This window comes from Arthrobacter sp. 8AJ, assembly GCF_902506025.1.
GTDB lineage: Bacteria > Actinomycetota > Actinomycetes > Actinomycetales > Micrococcaceae > Arthrobacter.
This window is the reverse complement of sequence record NZ_LR733289.1, coordinates 684,046-707,020: the sequence shown is the minus strand read 5'-3', so window position 1 is coordinate 707,020 and position 22,975 is coordinate 684,046. Positions and strand designations below refer to the sequence as shown.

The 22,975-nt window shown below is 66.0% G+C and carries 21 protein-coding genes and 1 pseudogene; 11 read left to right on the top strand and 11 right to left on the bottom strand.

What is annotated here, in order from left to right:
- Positions 1–47: 47 nt before the first annotated feature.
- Positions 48–659 carry an NADPH-dependent FMN reductase gene (locus BACI349Y_RS03225; RefSeq protein ID WP_159630402.1) on the bottom strand — a complete coding sequence of 204 codons (612 nt, stop codon included), beginning with the start codon at positions 657–659 and terminating at the stop codon, positions 48–50.
- Positions 660–976: 317 nt separating this feature from the next.
- On the opposite strand from BACI349Y_RS03225, the gene BACI349Y_RS03220 reads away from it, so the two are divergent.
- The 3 genes from BACI349Y_RS03220 (at position 977) to BACI349Y_RS03210 (ending at position 5,669) form a co-directional block, all read left to right on the top strand.
- Complete coding sequence (locus tag BACI349Y_RS03220) at positions 977–3,616, top strand: exo-rhamnogalacturonan lyase family protein (RefSeq protein WP_159630400.1); 2,640 nt, start codon at positions 977–979, stop codon at positions 3,614–3,616.
- Positions 3,617–3,843: 227 nt separating this feature from the next.
- A complete protein-coding gene (locus BACI349Y_RS03215; RefSeq protein WP_159630398.1) occupies positions 3,844–4,572 on the top strand; it encodes a polysaccharide deacetylase family protein in 729 nt (242 codons plus the stop codon).
- Between the two features lie 137 nt (positions 4,573–4,709).
- Entirely contained in the window at positions 4,710–5,669 is a 960-nt protein-coding gene (locus tag BACI349Y_RS03210; protein ID WP_159630396.1) for an SRPBCC family protein, read from the top strand.
- 73 nt (positions 5,670–5,742) lie between these two features.
- Here the strand turns inward: BACI349Y_RS03210 and BACI349Y_RS03205 are convergent, their stop codons facing one another.
- Entirely contained in the window at positions 5,743–7,737 is a 1,995-nt protein-coding gene (locus BACI349Y_RS03205) for a rhamnogalacturonan lyase (RefSeq protein WP_159635133.1), read from the bottom strand.
- A 215-nt stretch (positions 7,738–7,952) separates the two neighbouring features.
- Positions 7,953–8,465: an Lrp/AsnC family transcriptional regulator gene (locus BACI349Y_RS03200; protein WP_201302383.1), complete on the bottom strand. Its 513-nt coding sequence runs from the start codon at positions 8,463–8,465 to the stop codon at positions 7,953–7,955.
- An 83-nt stretch (positions 8,466–8,548) separates the two neighbouring features.
- On the opposite strand from BACI349Y_RS03200, the gene hisC reads away from it, so the two are divergent.
- The 3 genes from hisC (at position 8,549) to BACI349Y_RS03185 (ending at position 11,080) form a co-directional block, all read left to right on the top strand.
- Complete coding sequence (gene hisC, locus BACI349Y_RS03195; protein ID WP_159630392.1) at positions 8,549–9,667, top strand: histidinol-phosphate transaminase; 1,119 nt, start codon at positions 8,549–8,551, stop codon at positions 9,665–9,667.
- Complete coding sequence (locus tag BACI349Y_RS03190) at positions 9,664–10,353, top strand: YitT family protein (RefSeq protein WP_442858393.1); 690 nt, start codon at positions 9,664–9,666, stop codon at positions 10,351–10,353. Before hisC ends, BACI349Y_RS03190 begins: the two co-directional genes overlap by 4 nt.
- A gap of 85 nt (positions 10,354–10,438) precedes the next feature.
- Positions 10,439–11,080 carry an NADPH-dependent F420 reductase gene (locus BACI349Y_RS03185; RefSeq protein ID WP_159630390.1) on the top strand — a complete coding sequence of 214 codons (642 nt, stop codon included), beginning with the start codon at positions 10,439–10,441 and terminating at the stop codon, positions 11,078–11,080.
- Positions 11,081–11,174: 94 nt separating this feature from the next.
- On the opposite strand, the gene BACI349Y_RS03180 is transcribed toward BACI349Y_RS03185, so the two are convergent.
- Positions 11,175–12,089, bottom strand: coding sequence for an SMP-30/gluconolactonase/LRE family protein (locus BACI349Y_RS03180; RefSeq protein ID WP_159630388.1), 915 nt, complete (start codon positions 12,087–12,089; stop codon positions 11,175–11,177).
- 156 nt (positions 12,090–12,245) lie between these two features.
- On the opposite strand from BACI349Y_RS03180, the gene BACI349Y_RS03175 reads away from it, so the two are divergent.
- Positions 12,246–12,596 (top strand): hypothetical protein, encoded by a 351-nt coding sequence (locus tag BACI349Y_RS03175; protein WP_159630386.1) that lies wholly within the window; start codon positions 12,246–12,248, stop codon positions 12,594–12,596.
- Positions 12,597–12,637: 41 nt separating this feature from the next.
- On the opposite strand, the gene BACI349Y_RS03170 is transcribed toward BACI349Y_RS03175, so the two are convergent.
- Positions 12,638–13,570: a threonine/serine dehydratase gene (locus BACI349Y_RS03170; protein WP_159630384.1), complete on the bottom strand. Its 933-nt coding sequence runs from the start codon at positions 13,568–13,570 to the stop codon at positions 12,638–12,640.
- A 2-nt stretch (positions 13,571–13,572) separates the two neighbouring features.
- Positions 13,573–13,851, bottom strand: a complete 279-nt coding sequence (locus tag BACI349Y_RS03165; RefSeq protein WP_159630382.1) for a hypothetical protein — start codon at positions 13,849–13,851, stop codon at positions 13,573–13,575.
- A 270-nt stretch (positions 13,852–14,121) separates the two neighbouring features.
- Here BACI349Y_RS03165 and BACI349Y_RS03160 point away from each other — a divergent pair, with 270 nt between their 5' ends.
- Entirely contained in the window at positions 14,122–15,378 is a 1,257-nt protein-coding gene (locus BACI349Y_RS03160; RefSeq protein WP_159630380.1) for an SLC13 family permease, read from the top strand.
- A gap of 98 nt (positions 15,379–15,476) precedes the next feature.
- Positions 15,477–16,025 (top strand): annotated as a pseudogene (locus BACI349Y_RS03155) (AAA family ATPase); the annotation flags it as partial.
- 87 nt (positions 16,026–16,112) lie between these two features.
- On the opposite strand, the gene BACI349Y_RS03150 reads toward BACI349Y_RS03155, so the two are convergent.
- Positions 16,113–16,988: a hypothetical protein gene (locus BACI349Y_RS03150; protein WP_236560704.1), complete on the bottom strand. Its 876-nt coding sequence runs from the start codon at positions 16,986–16,988 to the stop codon at positions 16,113–16,115.
- Positions 16,989–17,162: 174 nt separating this feature from the next.
- Here BACI349Y_RS03150 and BACI349Y_RS03145 point away from each other — a divergent pair, with 174 nt between their 5' ends.
- Together BACI349Y_RS03145 and BACI349Y_RS03140 are read left to right on the top strand one after the other, a co-directional pair.
- Complete coding sequence (locus BACI349Y_RS03145; RefSeq protein ID WP_159630376.1) at positions 17,163–18,362, top strand: N-acetylglucosamine-6-phosphate deacetylase; 1,200 nt, start codon at positions 17,163–17,165, stop codon at positions 18,360–18,362.
- Positions 18,363–18,624: 262 nt separating this feature from the next.
- Positions 18,625–19,917, top strand: a complete 1,293-nt coding sequence (locus BACI349Y_RS03140; RefSeq protein WP_159630374.1) for an HNH endonuclease signature motif containing protein — start codon at positions 18,625–18,627, stop codon at positions 19,915–19,917.
- Positions 19,918–19,987: 70 nt separating this feature from the next.
- Here BACI349Y_RS03140 and BACI349Y_RS03135 read toward each other — a convergent pair whose 3' ends face one another.
- The 4 genes from BACI349Y_RS03135 to BACI349Y_RS03120 form a co-directional block, all read right to left on the bottom strand.
- Positions 19,988–20,749, bottom strand: coding sequence for an MBL fold metallo-hydrolase (locus BACI349Y_RS03135; protein ID WP_442858423.1), 762 nt, complete (start codon positions 20,747–20,749; stop codon positions 19,988–19,990).
- Positions 20,750–20,825: 76 nt separating this feature from the next.
- Complete coding sequence (locus BACI349Y_RS03130) at positions 20,826–21,461, bottom strand: GyrI-like domain-containing protein (protein ID WP_236560701.1); 636 nt, start codon at positions 21,459–21,461, stop codon at positions 20,826–20,828.
- Positions 21,462–21,556: 95 nt separating this feature from the next.
- Positions 21,557–22,435: a Rieske 2Fe-2S domain-containing protein gene (locus BACI349Y_RS03125; protein ID WP_159630368.1), complete on the bottom strand. Its 879-nt coding sequence runs from the start codon at positions 22,433–22,435 to the stop codon at positions 21,557–21,559.
- A gap of 84 nt (positions 22,436–22,519) precedes the next feature.
- Positions 22,520–22,819 (bottom strand): putative quinol monooxygenase, encoded by a 300-nt coding sequence (locus BACI349Y_RS03120; RefSeq protein ID WP_159630366.1) that lies wholly within the window; start codon positions 22,817–22,819, stop codon positions 22,520–22,522.
- Between the last annotated feature and the right edge of the window lie 156 nt (positions 22,820–22,975).

Sequence of the window (22,975 nt, the reverse complement as noted above, 5' to 3'; positions counted from 1 at the left end):
TGCTTGGTTGAACCGCCTGATGGAAAACTGCCTGGTGGAGAACCGAACTACCGGGAAAGCTTGGCGGCATCCGGTTCCAGGTCGCCAATGTGGCCCGGTGCGTTGGCAGCCAGGACCCTCGCCACGAAGGCCGCATACTCGTCCATGTAATGCCCCAGGAACTTGGCGGTGGACGCATCCTTGACCTCGCCGTCGTTCCCAAAGGCTTCTGCCTTGTAGGTGATGTAGGCCTCCGGCGCGTTCAGCTGCGGCGCGTCGAGGAAGCTCAGGACGCTGCGCATGGAGGACTGCATCACCGCCGTGCCGATGCTGCCCGGCGAGGCGCCAATGATGCCGGTGGGCTTGCGGGCAAAAGAGTTGGTTCCCCACGGGCGGGAACCCCAGTCGATGGCGTTTTTTAGGGCGCCGGGGATGGAGCGGTTGTATTCGGGCGAGACGAACAGGATCCCGTCGGCGGCCTCGATGGCTTCCTTGAGGGCACGGCCCTCGGGCGGGAAGTCGGCGTCATAGTCGTAGCTGTACAGCGGGAGGTCCTTGATGGGGATCTCGGTGAATTCCAATTCCTCCGGAGCGAGCTTGATCAAGGCCTTGGCCAGGACCCTGTTGATGGAGCCGCTTGCCAGGCTGCCCACGAAATATCCGATCTTGTACGTTGCCATGAGGGATCCTTTCCAACAGCCGGTCCGCGCCGGCTGGCTGAGTGTGGCTGGAAATGGTGCCGTCCCCGGCACGGGCCGGAAGCGGCGGTTGGTGCCCAGTGCTTCATCAGTCCAGCACACCAGGGCGGCTGCGGCCAGAGGGTGAACGGTCCCGGCCTCCGGCGGAGCGGAAACGCCCATGGCATTGCGGCCGTCCCGCCTAGCAATAACCCCTTGCATGCACGCCCCCCGGTCTACTACGTTGTAGTCCAATCAAGAAAGCGCTTTCCCATCTGGGTTGGGTCTTCTGCGCGCGGCAACCAGCGGAATTGGATGACATGGCGGACAGCACCCTCATCAGGTGGATCGACGGACAAGCTCCTGCGGAAATCAGTGGCGGAAGCACGTGGGGCATGCCGTTCCCACGCGGCACAGTGCCTGGGGTGGAGGCCCTGGCAGTTGCGGACGCCACCGGCGCCCGCGTCCCCAGCCAGGCGTGGCCCCTGGCCACCTGGCCGGACGGATCCCTGAAGTGGGCGGGGGTCGCGCTCCCGGCGACCTGCTCGCCGTCGGACACCTACCACGTGACGTCCGACGCCGGCACACCCGCCGGGGCCAGCCAGCCGTCGTCGGGCTCCGCCTCAGTCACTGTCACCGAAAGTGCCGACACCTTCACCGTGGATACCGGCGTCCTGCAGATGGTCATCAACCGCGGCGGTTCCACCCTGTTCAGCAGCCTTTCCCGGAACGGCAGGACCGTTGCCCGGGACGCCCGGCTGGTCAGCCTGGTGCAGGATGGCATCCCCGAAGGGGCAGGGACGGCCCGGCGGGAGGCCTTCACCGGAGAGGTCACCGCAGCGGCCGTCGAACAAAACGGCCCGGTCCGCGCGGTGGTGCGGCTGGAAGGGCGGCACCGCCAGGACGGCCCCGGCAACGGGCCGTCCTGGCTGCCCTTTGTGGTGCGCTTCTACTTCCACGCCAACGCCCGCAGCGTGCGGATGGTGCACTCCTTCATCTGGGACGGCGACCCGGATCGCGACTTCCTGGCCGGACTCGGCGCACGGTTCACCGTGCCGCTGGAGGCGGAACTGCACAACCGGCATATCCGCATTGCAGGAGCCGACGGCGGTTTCCTCGCCGAGGCAGTCCGCGGCCTGACCGGGCTCCGCCGGGATCCGGGGGCGGAGGTGCGGGAGGCGCAGATCGCTGGACGGGCCACTCCCCCGGAACAGACCTGGAACCCGGAGGTCTCAGGCCGGCTGCACCTGATCCCCACGTGGAGTGACTACACGCTCAGCCAGATCAACGCGGACGGGTTCGAACTGCGCAAGCGCACGGCTGCCGGCCACGGCTGGGTGGGCATCTCCGGTGGAACCCGTGCCGCCGGTTTCTGTTCCCTGAGCGATACCCGCGGCGGCCTGGGAATCGGCATCAAGGACTTCTGGCAATCCCACCCGGGACAACTGGAGATCCGCGGCGCGGCCGCCAGCGAAGCCGACCTGACAGCATGGTTGTACTCCCCCGAAGCGCAGCCCATGGACCTGCGGTTCTACCACGACGGCCTGGGGCAGGACACGTTCGAAGAACAGCTCGAAGGCCTGGAAATCACTTATGAGGACTACGAGCCGGGGTTCGGCAACCCCACGGGCATTGCCCGCACACATGAGATAACTCTGTTCGCCTACGAGGCCACCCCGCCAACCGAAAGCCTGGCCGCCGACGCCTCCGCCGCCTCCACGCCCGCCCTGCTGCAGGCCACACCGGAGTACTTGCATTCCGCGGGCGTTTTCGGCGACTGGGCCCCGGTGGACCGGAGCACGCCGGCACGGGCACGGCTGGAAGACCGACTGGACTTCCTCTTCGATTTCTATGCCGGCCAGGTGGAGCAGCGCCGCTGGTACGGCTTCTGGAACTACGGCGACGTCATGCACACGTACGATTTCGACCGGCACGTGTGGCGGTACGACGTGGGCGGCTATGCGTGGGACAACTCCGAACTCTCCCCCGACCTCTGGCTCTGGTACTCCTACCTGCGCTCCGGCCGGGCGGACATCTTCCGCTTCGCCGAGGCCATGACCCGCCACACCGGCGAGGTGGACGTCTACCACCTGGGCCCATGGAAAGGCCTCGGCTCCCGGCACAACGTCCAGCACTGGGGCTGCAGCGCCAAGCAGCTGCGGATCAGCACCCCCGCCTACCGCCGCTTCTACTACTACCTGACGGCGGACGAGCGCACCGGCGACCTCCTGACCGAACTGGTGGACAGCGACCAAAACTTCCTGGGCCTGGACCCCGTCCGCAAAGTCCGCGCGGATGCCGCCACCTACCGCCCCAACCGCGGTGCCCTGGGCGTGGGTCTCGGGACAGACTGGGGCTCGCTCGCCGCCACCTGGCTCACCGACTGGGAGCGCACCGGCAATCCCCGCTCCCGCGACCGGCTGCTGGGCACCATGGCCGACATCGGCGCGCTCAAGTACGGCTTCCTCACCGGCGAGGCGCTGTATGACCTGGACAAGGGACGGTTCGACACCGGCCGGGAGCAGATCTCGGTGTCGCACCTCAGCGCCGTGTTCGGGCTGGTGGAGATCTGCAGTGAGCTGGTGGACCTGGCCCCTGATCCGCAGTTCGAGCAGGCCTGGCTGCAGTACTGCCGGCTGTTCCTGGCCACGAAGGAGGAGCAGGTGGAGGCGGTAGGACAGGCGCTGGAGGGCATCCATCTGACCCAGGCACACAGCCGCCTGACGGCCTACGCGGCGGCAAGGTTGCAGGATCTTGACCTGGCAGCCCGGGCCTGGGAGAGTTTTGCCGAGGGCGGGGAACACCTGAACCATGGATCAGCGTTCTCGCTGCGGCGGATCAGGCCCCCATTCGTGCTGCAGCCGGTGGATGAGGCGCCCACCGTCTCCACAAATGACACCGCGCAGTTTGGGCTTGCTGTCATCCAGAACCTTGCATTGGTAGGCCAGTACCTGGACTGACTCAACCGGCCCGGCCAAAACCGCAGCGGCGGCACCCGGCCTGGCGCCGCCGTCGTCCGCTTTTCCCTTCCAGGCAACGCTTAGGTAACGCCCGGAATTGCACCAGTTTCGGAGGCAGGAGAAGTTACGCAGTCGACGCCTGCCACCTGTTTACACCCCCTTTAAGGCGGTCATAGGGTGCTCACCTAAACAAGGTTGAAAGCAGCCTTGGGAAGGGAAAGAGCACCATGAAAAGCAAGATTGCGGTCATGGCCCTGGCTGCCCTGAGCTTGATTCTGGCCTTAGTCGCCGGGGCCCCCGCATCAGCCCATGCCGCCGACAAGCCGCTGATCGGCCTGACCTTTGACGACGGGCCATCCGCCGAGCGCACCGCCTTTGTCCTCGACGTCCTCAAGGAAAAGAACGTCAAGGCAACATTCTTCATTCAGGGCTCCCACGCCCAGCAGTACCCGGACCTTGTCCGCCGGATCAGGGACGAGGGGCACGTGATTGGCAACCACTCCTGGGACCACGCTAACTTCCCCGAGCTCTCCCAGGCGAACCAGAAGCAGGAAGTTGACCGCACCAACGCCACGCTCAAAACCATCACCGGCACAACACCCGTGCTGATGCGCTTCCCGTTCGGCAACAGCACCCCGTACGCGCTCAAATACATCAGGAGCCTCGGCATGAGCGGCGGCATCCAGTGGCACTGGGAGGTCGGCGAGCCCGGCGACTTCGAGTGCCCCGGCGCAGCTGGAGTCCAGAAGTACGTGCTGGATGAGGTGGCCCCAGGTGCAATCATCCTGCTCCACGACGGCAACGACGTCCTGTCCTGCCCCGCCTCCCAGTGGGACTACCTGTCCAGGACCATCGACGCCATCCGGGCCAAGGGCTACGAGTTCGGCGTGGTGGCTCCTTCGAACAAACCAAGCGCGCTCAACGAAGGGTCCTATGGCGTTGTGGTGGGGCCCTGAGTAAGGCCGCCTTTCGGACGTTTCACCTTTTCGTTGCCCACCGCTCTGGAATCCGAAGCACCTAATAGGTATGTTGGTAAGCATGCTGATGATTTTTCCTGGTCGTCAGCCCCCGGTAACAAAGCGAAGGAGACGTTATGAGCACGAAGGTGGAAAAACGCATTCTGGTGAACGTACCGGTGAGCACCGCATACAACCAGTGGACCCAGTTCGAGGAGTTCCCGCACTTCATGGGCGGCGTCAAGAGCGTCACGCAGCTCAGTGACGACCGGCTGGAATGGGTGGCCGAGATCGGCGGCGTCCGCAGGCAATGGGAAGCCAAAATCCTGGAGCAGGTCCCGGACCGGCGCGTTGCCTGGGCCGCCACCGAAGGCGCCACGAACGCCGGCGCCGTGGACTTCGAGGACGTTGGTGGCGGCCAGACCTCCCTCCGGCTGACCCTCGAATACGAGCCCGAAGGCCTGGTGGAGAAGGTGGGCGACAAACTGAACGTCGTTGACCGGCAGGCGGAATCGGACCTGCAAAAGTTCAAGGAATTCATCGAGGATGAAGGCTACGCCAGCGGCGCCTGGCGCGGATCGGTCAACGCCGGCTCCGCGGTTGGCACGCCCGGTGTTGAACACGCGGGCGCATCCCGCGGCGATTCCGGCAAGGCCGGGGTTTCGGGCAAGGTTGCCGCCGGCGTCGGCATTGCCGCAGCCGCCGGTGCAGCAGCGGCGATGGCAGCCAGTGGCAACAAGGACAAGACGGAAACGCATGACGTGACGGTCGCGGAGACCACCCCGGTGGTTCCGGCAGAGCCGGTTGTTCCCGCCGAGCCCCTGACCACCGGATCCACCACAGGCTCGGCCGACGCAGGCGTCGGGATTCCGGCAGCGGGCACGACGGCGGCGGCCGGCTCCACCGGTTCAGTCGCCGATCTGGGCGATGACAGGATCGGGCACGCTTTCGACCAGACCAACGGCCTGGTGGACACCACCGGGGAGTCCGACGAGACGCTCGAAGGCGAGAACCTCAGCGCCGGCGAACGGCGCGGGGACGACCGCGGTACCGAGGGCGGCCTTCCGCCGGTGGGTGGCAACCTCGGCGGCCACTGACCCGCGCTGACCCGCAAGCAAGCGCCGCCCGCCTTCCCCCAAGGCGGACGGCGCTTTCGCGTCTTCGGCCGGCCTATTTGGCCTTTCCGGCGTAGAAGACGGCCGGCATGGCCGGTGCCTGCATACCCTCGCCGATGAAGAAGCTCGGGTGCGGCGGCTGGTTGTAGCCCACCGTTTCGCGGGCCACGCCGGTCCGGTACATCGGGTCATGCATCAGGGTGCGCAGCCGGACGTCGGTGGGCGAGGTGCTGGTGTAGATGCGCAGCTCGGTGCTGTCCGCTGAAGGGAACACCAGCTCTTCCCGCCAGTCGCCCAGCAGGTCCGCCTGCAGCGACGGGTTGCCCTTGGTGTAGTTGTTGGTGCGGGCGCCGGTGGCCGTCAACAAACGGTCGCTGGATTCGGTTTCCCAGTTCCACTTGGAGATGGTGGGCACGCCGTACCCGGCCACGGCATCGAAGTCGTGGTCCACGATCTCCCGCAGCAGGTCGCCGTCCCACCAGGCCATGAAGTTGGCTGCAGGGATCTTGTCCGAGATCCGCTCGCCCTTGGCGGACATGAGGAACCCCACCGGGGAGTTCCACGCGGCGTCGCCGCCTACGGCCCAGCTTTCAGAACCCGGGAATCGGGGGTCGATGTCGCCGGTGGCGCCGCGGCCGGTGTCCTTGACGGCGGGGATGCTCCACAACACTTCGCCGGTGGCGGCATCGCGGAACGTGGCGCCGCGGTTGCCGCTCTGGCTCATGCTTTCGTGCACTGCGAAGGTTTCGAGCCCCGGCCGGGAAGGATCAAGATCGCCCGTGTGGATGGCGTCGCCGTGGCCCAGCCTGGTGTTGTAGAGCGGGGTGCCGTCGTCGTCGATGGTCATGGAACCAAAGACGAATTCGTCCTTGCCGTCGGAGTCCACGTCCGCCACCGACAGGTTGTGGTTGCCCTGGCCCTTGTACTCGGCTCCGGCCACATCGGAATCGAACTTCCAGCGCTTCACCAGCTTGCCGTTCACAAGGTCGTAGGTGACCAGCACCGTGCGGGTGTAGTAGCCGCGGCTGAACATCATGGACGGGTGTTCACCGTCCAAATAGGCAACTCCGGCGAGGAACCTGTCCACGCGGTTGCCGTAGTTGTCGCCCCACGCGGATACGGCGCCGCGCGGCGGATCGTAGGGAACGGTGTCCATGATGGTGCCGCTGGCGCCGTTGAACACCGTGAGGAATTCCGGTCCGGACAGGACATAGCCGGCACTGGTGCGGTAATCGGCCGCGGCATCACCGATGACGGTTCCCGCCGCATCGGTGGTTCCGTCCGCCGTCTTGAACGCCACCTCGGCCTTGCCGTCACCGTCAAAGTCGTAGGCCAGCATCTGCGTATAGTGGGCGCCCGCCCGGATGTTGCGGCCCAGGTCGATGCGCCACAGCTTGGTGCCGTCCATCCTGTAGGCGTCCACGTAGACGTTGCCGGTGTACCCGGACTTGGAGTTGTCCTGCGCGTTGGATGGGTTCCACAGCTGGATGATCTCGTAGGCGCCGTCACCATCAAGGTCGGCGACGCTGGAATCGTTGGCGCTGTAGGAGTATGGCTTTCCGTCCTTACTGACGCCGTCAGCCGGCTTGTCCAGCTTGATGGGGAGATAGTTCTGTGCCAGCGGGCTGAACTCGGCGCTGAGTTTGTCCTGCCCGTTGCCGTTGCCCACGGTCTTGATGACGTACTTGGAGTCCTTCGTGCCATCCGGGTCCAGATACGTGGTGGTGTCCCGGATGGGTTCGTCGGTGATAATGGCGCCGTCGCGAATGACCTGGAATCCAATGCTGTCCTTGTCCAGGCCCAGCATGCGCCAGCCCAGGCTGACCCCCTGGTCCGTCAGGACGGCAACCGGGGCGCGGTCCAGGTTCTCCACCTGGCGCGTCAGGCCGGAGTGTGCGCGGGCCGCCGGAGCGGCAGGACCTCCCGGGCCGGGATCAGCGGCAGCAAACGGGACACCGGCCAAGGCCATGGCTGCTGCAGCGAGCGTGGCCGCCGCGGCAGCCGGCACAGCCTTCCGCGCCCTGCCCGCCGGGAATTTCGGGGAACACATTGAGGGGTTTGCCAAAAGAACATCTCCTTTGATGCGGCGGCAGCTGAGTCTGCCGCACAACAGTTTGGAACGTTTCATTCGATGCGGCGCATCCTTCTCACGAGTGATTTTGAGGAGGTGCAAGCACCGAGGAAAGCGCTTTCTGCCTTTTAGGTTTATCAGTGCCTTACAAGAATGGTCAAGAGTTTGACCGTGAGGAAATGGGAGAATTTGTTCTAGGTCGATTGCTTCTGTGCCTCTAACGCCTGTTGCTTCTTTGCGGCCGCCTGCAGCAGGGGCACCGTGCGGGTGGGCATCACTTCCACCAGGGACATGGCGGTGCTGGTCCGGACGACGCCGTCAATCGCCAGCATCGCGTTGGTGATCCGGTGCAGGTCGGCCGGGTCCCTCGCGGCCACCTTGGCCAGTAGGTCGGCATCGCCGGTGGTGGCATGCATTTCGATGATCTCCGGGATGGTCTGCAGCGCTGCCACGGCAATGTCGCTGGAGGACTGGCTGATGGAAATCGAGATGAAGGCGATGAGCGGCAGGCCAAGAGCCTCGGTCCGCACCCGCTGGCTGAAGGGTGCCAGGCTGCCGTCATTTGCGAGGCGGCGGAGCCGGGCATGCACCGTATTGCGGGCCACGCCCAGCGTGCGGGAGAGGGACAGGACAGTAGCCTGCGGGTCCCGGTCGAGTGTGAGGAGGATCTCTGCGTCAAGGGCATCAATGAGGTGCATAGTGAGCATTTTGCCACTTCTGGAGATAACATCTGCTGGATCTGTCCTGCTCGATCCTCCTCTGTTGCGCAGACGTCCTGATTTCACCCATCATGCCTTCCATGACCAGCACCCTTCCAGAAGCCGCGGCACCAGAGGTCCGCGCCGCCGTCGCCCAGCTTCCCGCCTACGTGGCCGGCAAGAGCGCCCAGTCAGCCCTGACCGCGGCCCTTGCCTCGAACGAAAGCCACTTCACTCCCCTGCCGTCCGTCGTCGACGCGATTGCCGCAGAGGGCGGCAGGATCCACCGGTACCCGAGCATGGGCGCGGTGGAAGCACGGGAGGCTATTGCCGGGCACTTCGGTGTCAGCGCCGATGAGGTTGCCGCCGGACCGGGAAGCTCCGGAGTGCTGCAGCAGATCATCTCCGCCGTCTGCTCGCACGGGGACGAGGTGGTGTACGCCTGGCGGTCCTTTGAGGCATATCCCATCCTTGTGGCGGTGGCGGGCGCGGTTTCGGTCCCCGTGCCGCTGCTGGCGGATGAGCACCACGATCTCACGGCCATGGCTGCGGCCATTACGGAGCGCACCCGGCTGGTGATCCTGTGCTCGCCGAACAACCCCACCGGGGTGTCCATCAGCGCGGAGGCGCTGGAGGAGTTTCTCCGGTCCGTTCCCCCGCGGGTGCTGGTGGTCTTGGACGAGGCGTATGTCGAGTTCCAGCGCGGCCCGGGCGTCGACTCCCTGGACTTCTACCGCCGCTACCCCAACCTCTGCATCCTGCGGACCTTCTCCAAGGCGTACGGACTGGCTGGGCTGAGGATCGGTTACGCCATTGCCCGGCCGGAGATCGCCGAAGGCCTTCGGCGCACGGCCGTTCCGTTTGGCGTCAACAGGATGGCGCAGGCTGCCGCGGTCGCTTCGCTTGCTGCGGAGGACGAGATCCTTGAGCGCACCGAGGCGGTGGCGCAGGAACGGACCCGCGTGATCGGGGCACTTCGGGGCCTGGGCTGGGACGTCCCGGACAGCCAGGCGAACTTCTACTGGCTGCGGGCTTCGGACGAGCTGCGCGTGCAACTTCTTGACGCGCTGGCCCAGGCCGACATCCTGGCACGCGGCTACGCGGTGGACGGCGTGCGCATCACCCTGGCCGATGCCGCCACTAATGACCGCGTGTTGGCAGTCCTGGCAGACCGCGGGCGGTTCCTGCCTGGGGCGGGCGCCGCCCAGTGAGCACCTCCACGGAAACACGCACTGACGCAACCACTGCTGCCCCGGCCACGCACCCTGAAGAGCCGACGGCGGGACGTCCCGTGCCGCCGTCGGCCGTCCGCCATTCGGTGGTAGAGGACGTCCTGGGCATCCTCACTGGCACCTTTGCGGCGTCACTGGGCCTGTTCCTCCTCAAGTCCAGCGGCGCGGTCACCGGCGGCACCGCGGGCCTGGCGCTGCTGCTCAGCTACTCCGTTGCACTGCCGTTTGGTGTCATCTTCTTCGCCGTAAACCTGCCGTTCTTCGCGCTGGCGGTCTGGAAGAAGGGCTGGAATTTCGCCCTCCGCACCGGGGCGGCCATCGCCCTCGTGTCAGTGATGGCAAGCCTGCACCCTGCCGCGATGGGGTCACTGCACCTCGACCCGGTGTACGGCGTGGTGGGCGGAAACCTGCTCGCCGGCGTCGGCCTCCTGATCCTGTTCCGGCACCAGTCCAGCCTGGGCGGCTTCAACATCCTTGCCCTGCTGTTGCAGGAGAAGCTGAACTGGCGCGCCGGGTATGTGCAGATGGTGCTGGACGTTGCCATCGTGCTGGCATCGCTTGTTTTGGTGCCTCCGCTGCTGGTGCTGCTGTCCGCCGCCGGTGCCACGCTGCTGAACCTCATCCTTGCGCTGAACCACCGCCCGGGCCGCTACCTGGGCAAATAGGTGGCCGGAAAGTAGCCAGAGCCCAGCCCTTTTATTCCCGGGCACCGGCTGAAATATCTGCAGGGGGACCGCTGTTGCCGCCACTATGACAACAATCGGAATCATCGGTGCAGGACATATTGGCAGCCAGGTCGCACGGAAGGCCGTGGAACTGGGCTACGACGTAGTCATCAGCAACTCGCGCGGGCCGGAGACGCTCCAGGACCTGGTGGCTGAGCTTGGCCCGAAGGCCCGGGCGGCCACCGCAGCCGAAGCGGCAGCCGCGGGCGACTTCGCAGTGGTGACAGTGCCCCTCAAGAACTACAAGGACGTCCCGTCGGAGCCCCTGGCCGGCAAGGTTGTGATCGATACGAACAACTACTACTGGGAGCGGGACGGCAGGATCCCCGCCCTGGACAACGGCGAGGCCACCACCTCCGGGCTGCTGCAGGAACACCTCCCACAGTCGAAGGTGGCCAAGGGCTTCAACCACATCATGGCCAAGGACATCACCACCGACGGATCGCCCGCCGGCACCGCCGACCGGCGGGCCCTGGCCACCGCCAGCGACTATCCGGAAGCAGCCGAACTGGTGACCCGCCTCTACGACGAGTTCGGTTTCGACACCGTCAATGTCGGCCCGCTCTCAGAGAGCTGGCGTGTGGAGCGGGACCGTCCGGCCTACGTGAAGCGGCAGACCGCCACCCAGCTGAAGGACAACCTGGCCAAGGCTCCGCGCACCATCTGATCCGTCCTTCCGGATCCCGCAGGTCCGTCCTTCCGGATCCCGCAGGCCAAACTGGCCGGCAGCCCCTGCTGCCGGCCAGTTTCTTGTCACGGCACTACTTCCGGGCCGGAACCAACACCACTTCGAACGGGCTGGGCGGCTGGTTGAACTGCGCGTTCACGGCGGCCAGCGTATTTCCGAACAGGGCCACGGTGGTGGGGACATTGAACGAGCCGCTCTTGATGGTGCCTTCCACGACGCCGGAGGACAGGTCCCCGGACAGATCAATGCGGGCTATCTGGTTCAGCTGGTTCTGGACCGCCCACAGGGTGCCGCCGCGCACCAGGATGCCGTCCACGAAGGGGACGCTGACGCCCTCAATGGCTGCACTCTCCCCCGTTTCAGGGTTGACCGTGTACACCGCACTGTCGGCTGTATGCGCCACCAGCAGGACCCTGCCGTCGTCAGCCGAGGCGATGCCGTTGAGGTTGAAGTCCGGCGTGAGGTCCGCGGCCGGCCCGCTCAGCTTAAGGGTCTTCACCGTTCCCAGTTCACCGTCTTCTCCCACCGGCAGGAAGTAGAGTTCCGCCGCGGCCGAATTGGTGAACCAGGCGCCCTCGCTGGTCAGGGTGACGTCGTTGATGAACCCCTTGGCCAGGTCAAAATCGGCCACAGGTTTTCCGGTGACGGTGTCGTAGACGAAAGCCTTGCCGGTGGTGGCGCCCGCCACGAACAACAGGTTGTGGCAGGGATCGGCCTTCATTCCGGCGGCTGCGCGCCCCTCGGGGGCGTGGATGAAGCGGGTGGCGGTGCTTTGGCGGAGGTTACCGCGGAAAATGTCACCCGTGGTGAGTTCCCCTGCGTAAAAAGTCCTCCCCTCCCCCGCCGCAATGCCCTCCGCGGAGGTGGCGCCGTCGAGCACGATCTCCCCTGATCGGGGCGCGGCCGACGCCGGAATGGCTGTGGGGAGGAGCAGTGAAAGCAGGGCGACAAGTCCCGCGGCGGCACGGCGGCGTACTGTTCGGCGCATGCTGGTTCCTTAGTCTGGTCTGATGCGCGCGGGGCCCATCTGCGGAAGCTCCGCACGATTGGTACTGCCAGTTTAAGCGCCGGTATTGGGCTTGCGAAGGCATGGGGGTACCCAATCTGCTTACAATCGAAACCTCTGACCACTACCGAGGGACCCATGAAGAAATTCGCCACAGCCCTGTTTGCCGCCGGCCTCGTTGCTTCTGCTACGGCCTGCACCGCCACACACCAACTGACCACCGCTGAGACCTGCGAGCGGATCCAGGCCGTTGTGTCGAACCCCGCCAACAACGCCGGCAAGACGGGCATGAACAACCTCGCCAACCAGATCCGTCCCATCCACGCCGTGGCCTCGGACGACCTCAAGCCTGCCCTGGCACAGATCCTGGCGTACACGGACGAACAGGCCAAGGAGAACCCGGACAAGGACAAGCTTGCCGATTTGCAGTCCGGCTACCAGGAGGCCGGCAGCACCTACAGCAAGTTCTGCGGCCAGGGCGCCCAGTAGTCAGCTGATCCAGCCCGGGCGTCCAATTCGCCCGGGCTGCGTCACAGCGTGGCCGGATCCGTGTTGGCACCGCAGAGGATGACGGCAACGCGCTCGTTCGTCCCCGGTACATACGCGCCGGAGGTCAACGCAGCGTAGGCTGCTGCAGCGCCGTGTTCCACCACGATCCGGTAGTCGTTCCAGAGTGCCGAGCGTGCGGCAATGATGTCAGCGTCGCTGACAAGGACGCTTTCGACGCCGCAGCGGACCGCCACTGAGAAGCCGATGTCGCCTGCGCGGCGGGCACCCAGGGAGTCGGCCGCGATACCCGATACGGCGACGTCCACCGGCTCACCGGCTGCCAGGGCGGCGTGCAGGGTCGGCGCTGTTTCCGGTTCGACGGCCACCACTTTGGCTGAGCCCTCGACGGCGGCGGCTACCCCAGCCATCAGCCCGCCTCCGCCCACTGCCACCAGGACGGTGTCCACGTCCGGTACCTGCTCCAGCAGCTCGGAGCCCACTGTTCCGGCACCGGCAGCGATTTCGGGCTGGTCATAGGCGTGGCAGTAAACCGCGCCGGTTTCCTCGGCGTGGGCCACGGCGGCCTGGTAGGCGGCCGCGTACTCCGCACCACCCTGCACCACGGTGGCACCGATGGCCTTCAGCTTGGCGACCTTGACGGCGGGCGCGGCTTCCGGGACGAAGACGGTGGCCGGAACCCCCAGCTGCTTGGCGGCATAGGCATTGGCCAGCCCCGCGTTTCCGCCGGACGCCACCACGACGCCGACGCCGCCCCTGAGTTCCCCGCGCTCCTTGGCTGCCAGGATGCGGTTGAGCGCGCCGCGGGCCTTGAATGTGCCCGTGTGCTGCATGAACTCGCATTTGAGCCATACCTGGCCGTCGGGCAGGTCGCGGTCCGCCTCCATCACGGGCGTCCTGCGGATAAGGCCGGCGGTCCGGCGCGCGGCCTGGTCAATGTCGGTGCGGGAGATCATGCCTAGACTTCGCCGTCCCAGGTACCCGGCTCCTCCAGCGCCTCTTCCGGCTTGCTTTCCTCCGGCTTGTCGCCGCCGGCCGCGTCCCCGCCCCCAACATAGGACGCGGGAACGGTTCCGGCGGCGTGGACCTGCTGTTCCTCACGGATGTTCGACGCGCCCGGCTGTTCGGGGTGCTGCCCGGACTGGGGTTCCTTTTTGGCGGCCTCCCTGGCTTCGTCCGGATCGCCCGGGCCCCGGAGGTCTGCGGTGTTCTGGGGATCGTCGCTGGAAACGGTCATGGTCCTGCCTTTCACCTGGGAACTGCTTTGCCCGGCCGGGGATACCCCCTTCCGGGCCTCCAGCCTACGGTCTCGAGGCAGCCGTCGGCCCCTTCCGGCGCGCAATTTCCGGCAACCCGGCGCACAATTCCCGCCAGCCCGGCGCGCGACTCCCGGCAGCGGCAAATGGAATGTCATGATGCTTTCCATGGGCAAGCCGCACCCCGAGTGCTTGCCCCCGTGACCGGTGGCATGTTCAACCAGGCAGCCGCCATGAGACCGGAGCCTGCCATGACCGCTGTCCAGATCATCCCGCTGGTGATCCTCGTGGCGATGTTCGTCATCGCCACCAAATGGCCGCTGAACATCGGGGTGATGGGGCTGGTAGCCTCCTTCGGCGTCGGCTATTTCATGCTGGGAATGTCCGACCGGGAGATCCTGGCGGAGTTCCCCGCCAGCATCGTCTTGACCATCATTGGCGTCACTTACTTCTTCAGCATGGCCCAGCGGAACGGCACCATCGACATCATCGTCAAGGGCTGCGTGCGGATGGTCCGCGGAAAGACCCTGCTGCTGCCGTGGGTGTTCTTCCTGATCGCCGCCGCGCTGACCTCGCTCGGCACGTTCTCGCCCGCCGCCGTCGCGCTGCTCGCTCCCGCGGCCATCGGATTCGCCTACGAATCGAGGATCCACCCCGTCCTCATGGGCGCGTTCATCATCAACGGCGCCCACGCCGGCGGCTTCTCCCCGCTGTCCGTTGCTGGTGTGCTGGTGCATGACATCGCCCTGAAGAACAACTTCCCCATCTCCCAGGGCGGCCTGTTCACTGCCAGTTTCGCCCTGAACCTGATCCTCTCCGTGCTCACCATCGTCCTGTTCGCCCTGATCGGCAGGCTGCGTGACGGCACCGCGGGCCAGCACGCGGACATCGACACCTCTGCCACCGGACGCCCGCACGGCCAGCAGGTCCTGACCCTCGTCCTGATCGCCGTGATGCTGGCAGCCACGCTCGGTTTCCACCTGCCCATCGGCTTTGTGGCCCTCTCCGCAGGCCTGCTCCTGGCATTCATCAACATTAAGGAGCACAGGACCTTCATCGGCGGCATTTCCTGGTCCACGGTCCTGCTGGTTGCCGGGATGATCACGTATGTCTCCCTACTGGAGCACGTGGGCGTCATCGATACCCTGGCCGGGCAGGCCCTGGCCCTGGGTACGCCACTGCTCATCGCACTGGTCCTGTGCTACGTGATCGGTGTCGGCTCGGCCTTCGCTTCCTCCACCGCTCTCCTCACCGCGTTCATACCCCTGGCCGGACCCCTCCTGGCCACGAGCTCCCTCAGCGCCTCCGGAACTGTTGCCGCGCTGGCCATCGCGGCCACCGTCGTCGACGTCTCCCCCTTCTCAACTGATGGCGCACTGGTGGTGGCCAATGCCCGGGATCACGACCGGCAACGGGTCTACAAGCAGCTGACGTTCTATGCCGGCGGCGTGGTGATGGTGGCTCCGGCCCTGGCCTGGGCGCTGCTGGTACCCACCAACATCATGTAGCACTGCACTTCACCCCGCCGCTGGCGCCTGTGAATTCCAGCTCATTCGGGACATTGCGCCCGTCCCCGGCGTTAAACGGAGCGGCGGGAGGAGGCCGGATGATCATTGTGCTGACGGGCATCGACGGATCGGGAAAGTCGACGGCGGCCCGCGCCTTGGTGTCGATGGTGCGGGCCCGCGGCGGACGGGCCTTGCTGGTGAGCAACCATGCGGGCCGGCGGGTCATGTCCCTGGCCGCGGCCAGGCTGGGAGTGCGGCTGCCGGACAGGGTGGCAGACGGCGTCGAAACCCTTCTGCGGGTGGGCAACGTGCTGGTATCGCACCTGCGCGCCAGCCGGTTCGACGGCCTGGTGGTGATGGACCGCCACCTTCACTGCCAACTGGCACTGCGGCACGCAAAAGGGCTGCCCCGCGGACGCTTCCTCCCCTGGCTGCTGGCCCGGCTGCCGCAACCGGACGCCATCTTCCACCTGGACATCGACCACACCGAAGCCCACCGCCGCATCATTGCCCGTGGGACGGATTCGGAGAGCCTCGCTGACCTCGCCGCGTTCCACCACGGGTACCGGGAGCTACCGGAGTACGCGGGCTTTTTGCGGATAGACGCGTCCGCACCGGCGGGCGAGGTCGCGGCAGAGCTCAATTCCCGGCTGGAGTTCGCGCAGGCCTGCGGGGCGCGCAGGACGGGCCAGGACTTTGCAATCCTGGCCCGCCTCCGCGCTGTAGGGTTGCGGCTACCGCGACGCAGTCGGGGAGGCCGACGACGAGGCGCCACTGCCCGATGACATCGTCGCCGAAGAGGTGGACGAGGCGGTCGACGAAGCCGAGCCACTCGGCGAGGACGTGCCCATGGAACCCGACGAACTGGTGGAGGACGGGCTGGAAGTGGCGCCCGCGCCGTCGGCCTTCTTCAACACGTCATTGATGAGGCCTTCAAGTTCCTTCTGGTCCTTGTCGCCCAGGTCGGTGCCGCTCTTCGTGGCTACCACCAGCAGGCGCCCCTGCGCGGCGGAAACCTGCATCAGCTTCTGCTGGTTGTCACCGCTGCGGGTGCTGACGGTGGCGAAGGTCTTGTCCGCGTCGGTGTCCGCCTTCAGTTCCTTGCTGGACACGTCGTATTTCTGCCCCAGTGCGGAGACCGAGAACTTGGCGCACTGGTCCATCTTGCCGCTGATGTCGTTCAGGGTCTTTACGGCGTCGGGGCCGTCGCTGCCGGACTGGGCCGACAGGCTGCGCGGCTGGTTACCGTCCGAAAGTGCTACGGCAACGTCACCGTTTTCCACCTTGTCCAACAGGCCGGCCGTGGCAATGTCCTTGCAGTCCTTGGGGTCGATGGTTGCCGTGCTCATGAGCAGGTTGGCGATATTTCCGCCCTGGTCAACCTGCTCCTTGGAGTACAGCTTGAGCTCATTGCCGTCGGCGTCCTTCATGCCCGAGATCAGGTCACGGAGCTGATCCTCCGAGTACACCTTGGCGTCCGCGGTCGGGCTGGCGGACGGCGACGCGGTCGCCGAACTGGACGGGGTGGCCGTACCGCCGCCCCCGCCCGAGCAGCCGGCCAATGCCAGCATCGCCGCAGCCATTACTCCAAGCGCAGAAACTTTTCGCATCAGGTTCACCCTCCAAAATAGACAGCATGCTTATCACTTTCACTGTAGAGGTTCCCATTGGCACGGGGAAATAACGGCACGGGGGAAGTTTGCCGGATAGTGCCGCTCGCAGGATTTGTGCCGGATGCCCGCGGGGCCGTTGTGGAATAATCCGTGGCGGGAGGCGAGTGGACCGTGAACAGTGAGCTCATCCTCCGCGGGCACATTGTTTCGGCGACCCTGGATGTGCCGGACGGCGTTGTAGCGGTCGACGGCGGCGTGGTCACCTTTGCTGGGCCGGCGGCGGAATTTCCCGGGGTTCTTCCGGATCAGGCCGCGGCACCGGGGTTTCTCCTGCCGGGCCTGGTCGACCTGCACTGTCACGGGGCACATGGCTCTGACTTCTCGGAGGGCAACGCTGACGGTGCCCGCCACGCCGCCCGCTATCTTCACAGCCGCGGCACAACTACGCTTCTGGCCAGCATCGTCACGGGGCAGCCCGGACAGCTTGTCCGCAACCTTTCCGCTCTTCGGGGGCTGGCTGGTGAGGGCCTCATTGCCGGTTCGCATCTCGAGGGTCCATTCCTTTCAACGGAGCAGTGCGGCGCCCATGACACTGCGCTGCTGTTGGATCCCGATCCGGGCCTGGTGTCCGGATTCCTTGGTGCTGCCGGGGAATCAATGGTTTCCATGACCCTGGCGGCCGAGCTTTCCGGAGCGTTCGAACTTGTGGATCTCCTCGCGGCGCGCGGCATCATCCCGTCCTTGGGACACACGGCTGCGGATCATCCGACGGCGGCGGCTTTCCTTAAGCGCGCAGCGGGCGGTTTAGTCGCTGGCGGGCATTCCATGGGGCGGCGGCGGCCGACGGTTACCCACCTGTTCAACGCCATGCCTCCACTGCACCATCGCTCCCCCGGACCCGTCGCGGCATGCCTCAGCGCGGCACGGGCAGGAGAAGCGGTGGTGGAACTGATAGCCGACGGTGTACATGTGGCGCCCGAAACGGTGCAGTTGGTCTTTGCTCTTGTTGGTGCGGACAATATCGCCCTCGTTACCGACTCGATGGCTGCAACCGGCTTGGACGACGGCCAGTACCGGCTGGGGTCCCTTTCCGTCACGGTGGACCAAGGCGTGGCACGGGTGGATGCCACTGGTGCCATTGCGGGTGGCACCAGCACGCTGCTGGAGGTCCTCCGGACTACTGTGGCCGCGGGTGTTTCCCTGCGCGACGCCGTAACCTCGGCGTCGGCTGTTCCGGCGTCCGTGCTGGGGCTCTCGGCGCAGGCCGGGGATCTCCGACCCGGGATGCCTGCGGACGTGTTGGTGCTTGACCAGGATTTGAAGCTGGCCCGCGTGCTGCGGAAAGGCGCGTGGGTAACCTCCTCGGGTTGACCGCTACCGCCTGCAGTGCCGGCCTGACTTCGGGTGCCCTTTGAATGTCGGACCCCCGTTGAATGATGTCCTTATGGGAATCGGCGGTGGTGCTGGGTTGGCTTTGAAGGGTGTTCATGCCTCCGTGGCCGCCCTTGATGCGCTGAACCGTGAGGACTCTTTCCTTGCTGCCGGGGCTCATGCTGGTGCCGGTGTGGATATTGGTGCCGGTACGGATGTTTTGCGGCGGCGGTATGAGATCCGGTTGGAGCGGCCGGAGCTTATGGCTCGGCTGGAGGCGCAGATCGCTGCGACGAAAGCACGCGACGCCGCTGAGGCAGTGGAGTTCCAGCACGCGATGACCCCGCCGGACGCCTCGATCCAGGACCGCACTTACGCTGACATGTCGGTGGTGGAGGAGATCGCCGGAGTCCTGACCATCAGCTCCACAGCCGCGGGCGCTTTGGTGGAGCAGTCACGCCGGATCTGCTCCCTGCCGCACGCCATGAACGCCCTGGCCGCGGGCGCGATGTCCTGGCAGCACGCCCGGATTGTCGCCGACGAAACCGAGGGCCTCACCACTGACGGCGCGGCGTCGCTGGTGGCGCATTTCTTCGACCCTGACGCACCCCGCCCCGCCCGCGGCGCCACCCCCGGAGACCTCGTACCGTCACGGTTCCGGGCCAAGGTCCGTGGCTGGCGGGAACGCCACCATCCGGAATCGATCGAGAAACGCCATGTAAAAGGGGTAGCCGACCGGCGGATGGAATACACCCCCGACAAGGACGGCATGGCCTGGGTCTCCCTCTACCTCCCCGGGGACACCGCCTGCGCCATCTGGAACCGCACCACGGCCACCGCGCGCGGACTCCAGGGACCAGACGAACCCCGCACCCTCACCCAACTCCGCCCCGACATCGCCGCATCGCTGCTGCTGGGGGCTGGGAACACCACACAGACCGGGAAATCCACGAAGGTCGGGAAGGTCCCCACCCCGCGGGCCGACGTCCTGGTCACCGTGCCCGTGTTCGCCCTCCTCGGAGCGACCGACGAACCCGCCGTACTGGATGGTTTCGGCCCGATCCCGGCGTCCATGGCCCGCAAACTCGTCGCCGACGGGGCGGACTCGTTCTACCGGGTCCTGATCGACCCCCGCGACGGGGCACCACTGGAGATCGGCCGGAAAAACTACCGGCTCACCGAAACCATCAAACGCTGGATAAGGCTGCGCGATGCCAAATGCACCTTCCCCGGCTGCACCAACCGCACCCCCGACAACGAAACCGACCACCTACAAGCGTGGCAACACGGCGGCACCACCAACGTCAGCAACCTGGCCCAACTCTGCCCCAAACACCACCGGCTCAAACACCACACCAGATGGACACCAGACCCGGCCACGAGCAAGGAACCACCCGGCTGGACCTCACCCACAGGCAGGCACTACAACCCAGAACACCCCGACCCCGAACCAACCCACTGGCCACCAGGAAACTGGCCGCAAGGGCGGCAAAGGCTCATGCCAACGGAGCGAAGCCTCTTGGAGGAAGCCCTGTTGGAGCGCCTTGCCGTGTAGGAACCGGGTGAGGAACCGCAGGGCGCGCCTGATGCCTCCCTTGGCACATCCCGGACAGCCAGCGAACCGGCTAGGCAGCCTCGGGGGATCCCGCAGCGCGGCCACGGAGCCTCATCCGTTGCGTGCGCTCCTTCATAGTGAGGGCCCGCAGCCGCGGAACGGCCCCAAGAGCAAGCGGCTGCCCATGGCCCGGCGCCAGCAACCGGGGACCCAGACCTGCGAGGCGTGTGATGGAGTCCATGGATTGCTCCCAGTTCCAGGTGGTGTACCTGGGTGGCCCGGACAGGTCCGGTACGCCTGAGAGGATGCCGCGGATGGAATTCAAACCCACCGTCACCACCGCATCCCCGGTGAGCAGGACGCCGTCGCCGGCGCGCCAATAGGCAACATGTCCCGGGGTATGGCCGGGCGTGGGGATGGCCGCCCACCCTGGCAGCCCTGGTATTCCTCCATCGCGGGGCAGGCTGCGGGCGACGTCAGTGATGTCACCGGACGCTTCGATCCTGCGGCGGGTGCGGGCGGGCAACGACCACAGGAGCGGGGCGATGATCCAGCGGTCCAGCGGCATTGAAAACTCGGGGATGTATTTCCCGGCGGCCATGGGCAGCTCTGCTTGGTGAACGTACACCGGCACCTCCCACGTCCGGGCCAGGGCACCGGCAGCGCCGGAGTGGTCCGGATGGATGTGGGTCAGCAGGATGGCATCGGGCGTGATGCTATTCCCCAACTCTTGCTCCACAGCGCGCCGGACCGGCTCCGCGCTGCCGGCCCAGCCACAGTCCACCATCGCCCAGGTGGTACCCGAGCGCACAAGGTAGAGGTTTGCGGCCATTGGACCTGCACCGGAGGTCATCAACAGCACGCCGGAAGCAATCTCCCGCGGTTCGGTTACACGCGTCATCAGTCTTTTACACCACCGGGTGGCGAATCAGCGTTCGCAGCTTGTCAGGTGCGCTGCGGCGGGGATCGCCGAGGTAGATTTCGTGGTGCCTGCCGCGGACCTTCAGCCCGGCCTCCACCACCGCTGCGTCGAGGCGGGCGATTGTGGCGCCTTCGTCGGCGTAAGGACCGACATGGAGGGTCTGGGCGCAGCGGCCCTCTTCCCAACGCTCGAACTGGAGCAGGTCCAGTGCCGGAAGTTCCTTGGCCCGGGACTCCTCCCTGGCCCGCTCCAGCAGGGCTTCGTCGATTGGTTCGGGCTGAACCATCATGGCCTGCCATCGCCATGATTCCCGGTCGACTCCTGAAAGGCCGCCGAAGCCTGCTGTTACGGGCTCGTCGGGGTCAGCGTGCCCAGGCTCGTCGAACCACCACAGTGCTTCCAGCGGCATTACTTTCGTGATCAAACCAGCCCGCTTCTTGAGCCCGAAGTGCGCGGCGTAGCTGATGGTAAAGAGCGCCTGGACTGCTTCCGCGAATGCAGGTCCGTCGGGGTCCCCCTGGCCCCGGACCATGGCGAAGAGCAGCGGAGGAACGTCAACGAAATCGACGGATCCCTTCCGCCCCTTGTAGAGGACTGCGATGTCCTCGCGAAGATCGCTCACCGCCCCTGGACTCACCTCGCCTGGATTCTCCTTGACGTCGCCATGCACCCAGTTTTTCGCCGCCCTTGCCAACCCAACAGGGCCTAACGGCCTTTCTAGCCGTCAGCCCCGGGCAGGCGCACCTCCACGAGTTCCCCGGTCACCCGCGTTTCGAAAAGTGGCTGCCGCGAAGTTGCCGGGCCGGCTTTCACTTCACCGGTGCGCAATGAGAATGTGCTCCGGTGCCAGGGGCAGACGACGCACGGGTCGCCGTCGTGGTCTTTGATCTTGCCCTCGTGAAGCGGACCGGAGAGGTGGCTGCAGACGTCGGAGAGTACGTTGACCGTTCCGCCCTCACGGTGTACCAGCAACGGGATGCCGGCCACTTCGCGCTTGTGCAGGCCGCCCTCGGGCAGCTCCGCCAACGGCGCCAACGGCTGCCAGCCGGACGGGAAGCGGTGCGGGATTTCCTCGCTGTGGTTCACGCCCGCAGCCTGGCGGTACGAAAGGTGGCCGCCCAGGAAGCCGCCGGCGCTGACGGTGGCCAGTCCAAGATATGCAAGCACCTTGCCGCTTCCCTGGCTGCCAGTTGACCGCTGCACCAGCGACGCGATGTAGAGGCCTGTGGCGGTGACGTTGGCCGCGGCGTGCACCAGGCCCACCCTCTGCTGCTGCGGATGAAGCTGGGACCAATCGGTGAATCCGGCCAGCGCAGACGGAATCACGCTGGCAGTGCCCACCCCTATAAGCAGCCGGGCAGCTTTTTCTCCGCCCGGGACCGCGTCGAGTACTCCTGCGGAGAGCCAGGCACCGATGGGCACCTGGACAGCAAGGGGATGCACCGGGTGGCCGATGGGAACGCCGTGGAGGACATCACGGGCCCAGCGCGGTTTGATGACCTTCAGGACGATTTTCCGGACGCTCTTGGCCAGTGGGTCAAGGCACTCGGCATCCTCGAAACGGGTGACAAGCTCAAGTGCGGGCAACGGTTTCATGTGTCCTCCCTTACCCCGATTACCGCAATCCACTCGCCGCTGAATACCCGTCCTGGGAAGGAGGTATTTCGCTTTTGGCGGCAGCTACCGAAGCGGGGACCCCAGCACCGTGAACCGGTGGCCTCCCATTTCACCGGACAGCAGCGGCTTCGCCTCGGCGATCGCGGCCTGCGTGCTGTCCAACTGCAGCGATGCCTGGTGCGCTTCGGCAGACTCCCACAGTTCCGAGACGAACACGGTGTCCGGCATATCGGCATTAATTCCCACCTCATACAGCAGGCACCCGGCTTCCTTCATCCCGGGTTTCGGCCGGAGCAGGATGGCCACCAGGGCATCGCGCTGGCCGGGCTTGGTTCCCAGCATTCCCACATTCGCAAAAGTCATAGGGACAGTCTGCCGCCTGCGGCGAACGCCGGGAAGGAGCACAAAGGCCAGCCCCGGCACAAGCGGCGCCCAGCTCCAAGCAGGGTGCGGTTGCCCCTAGCGCAGCTGCGCAGAGGGGAGGATATTTTTAAACACCGGATCAGCGAACAGAAGGAT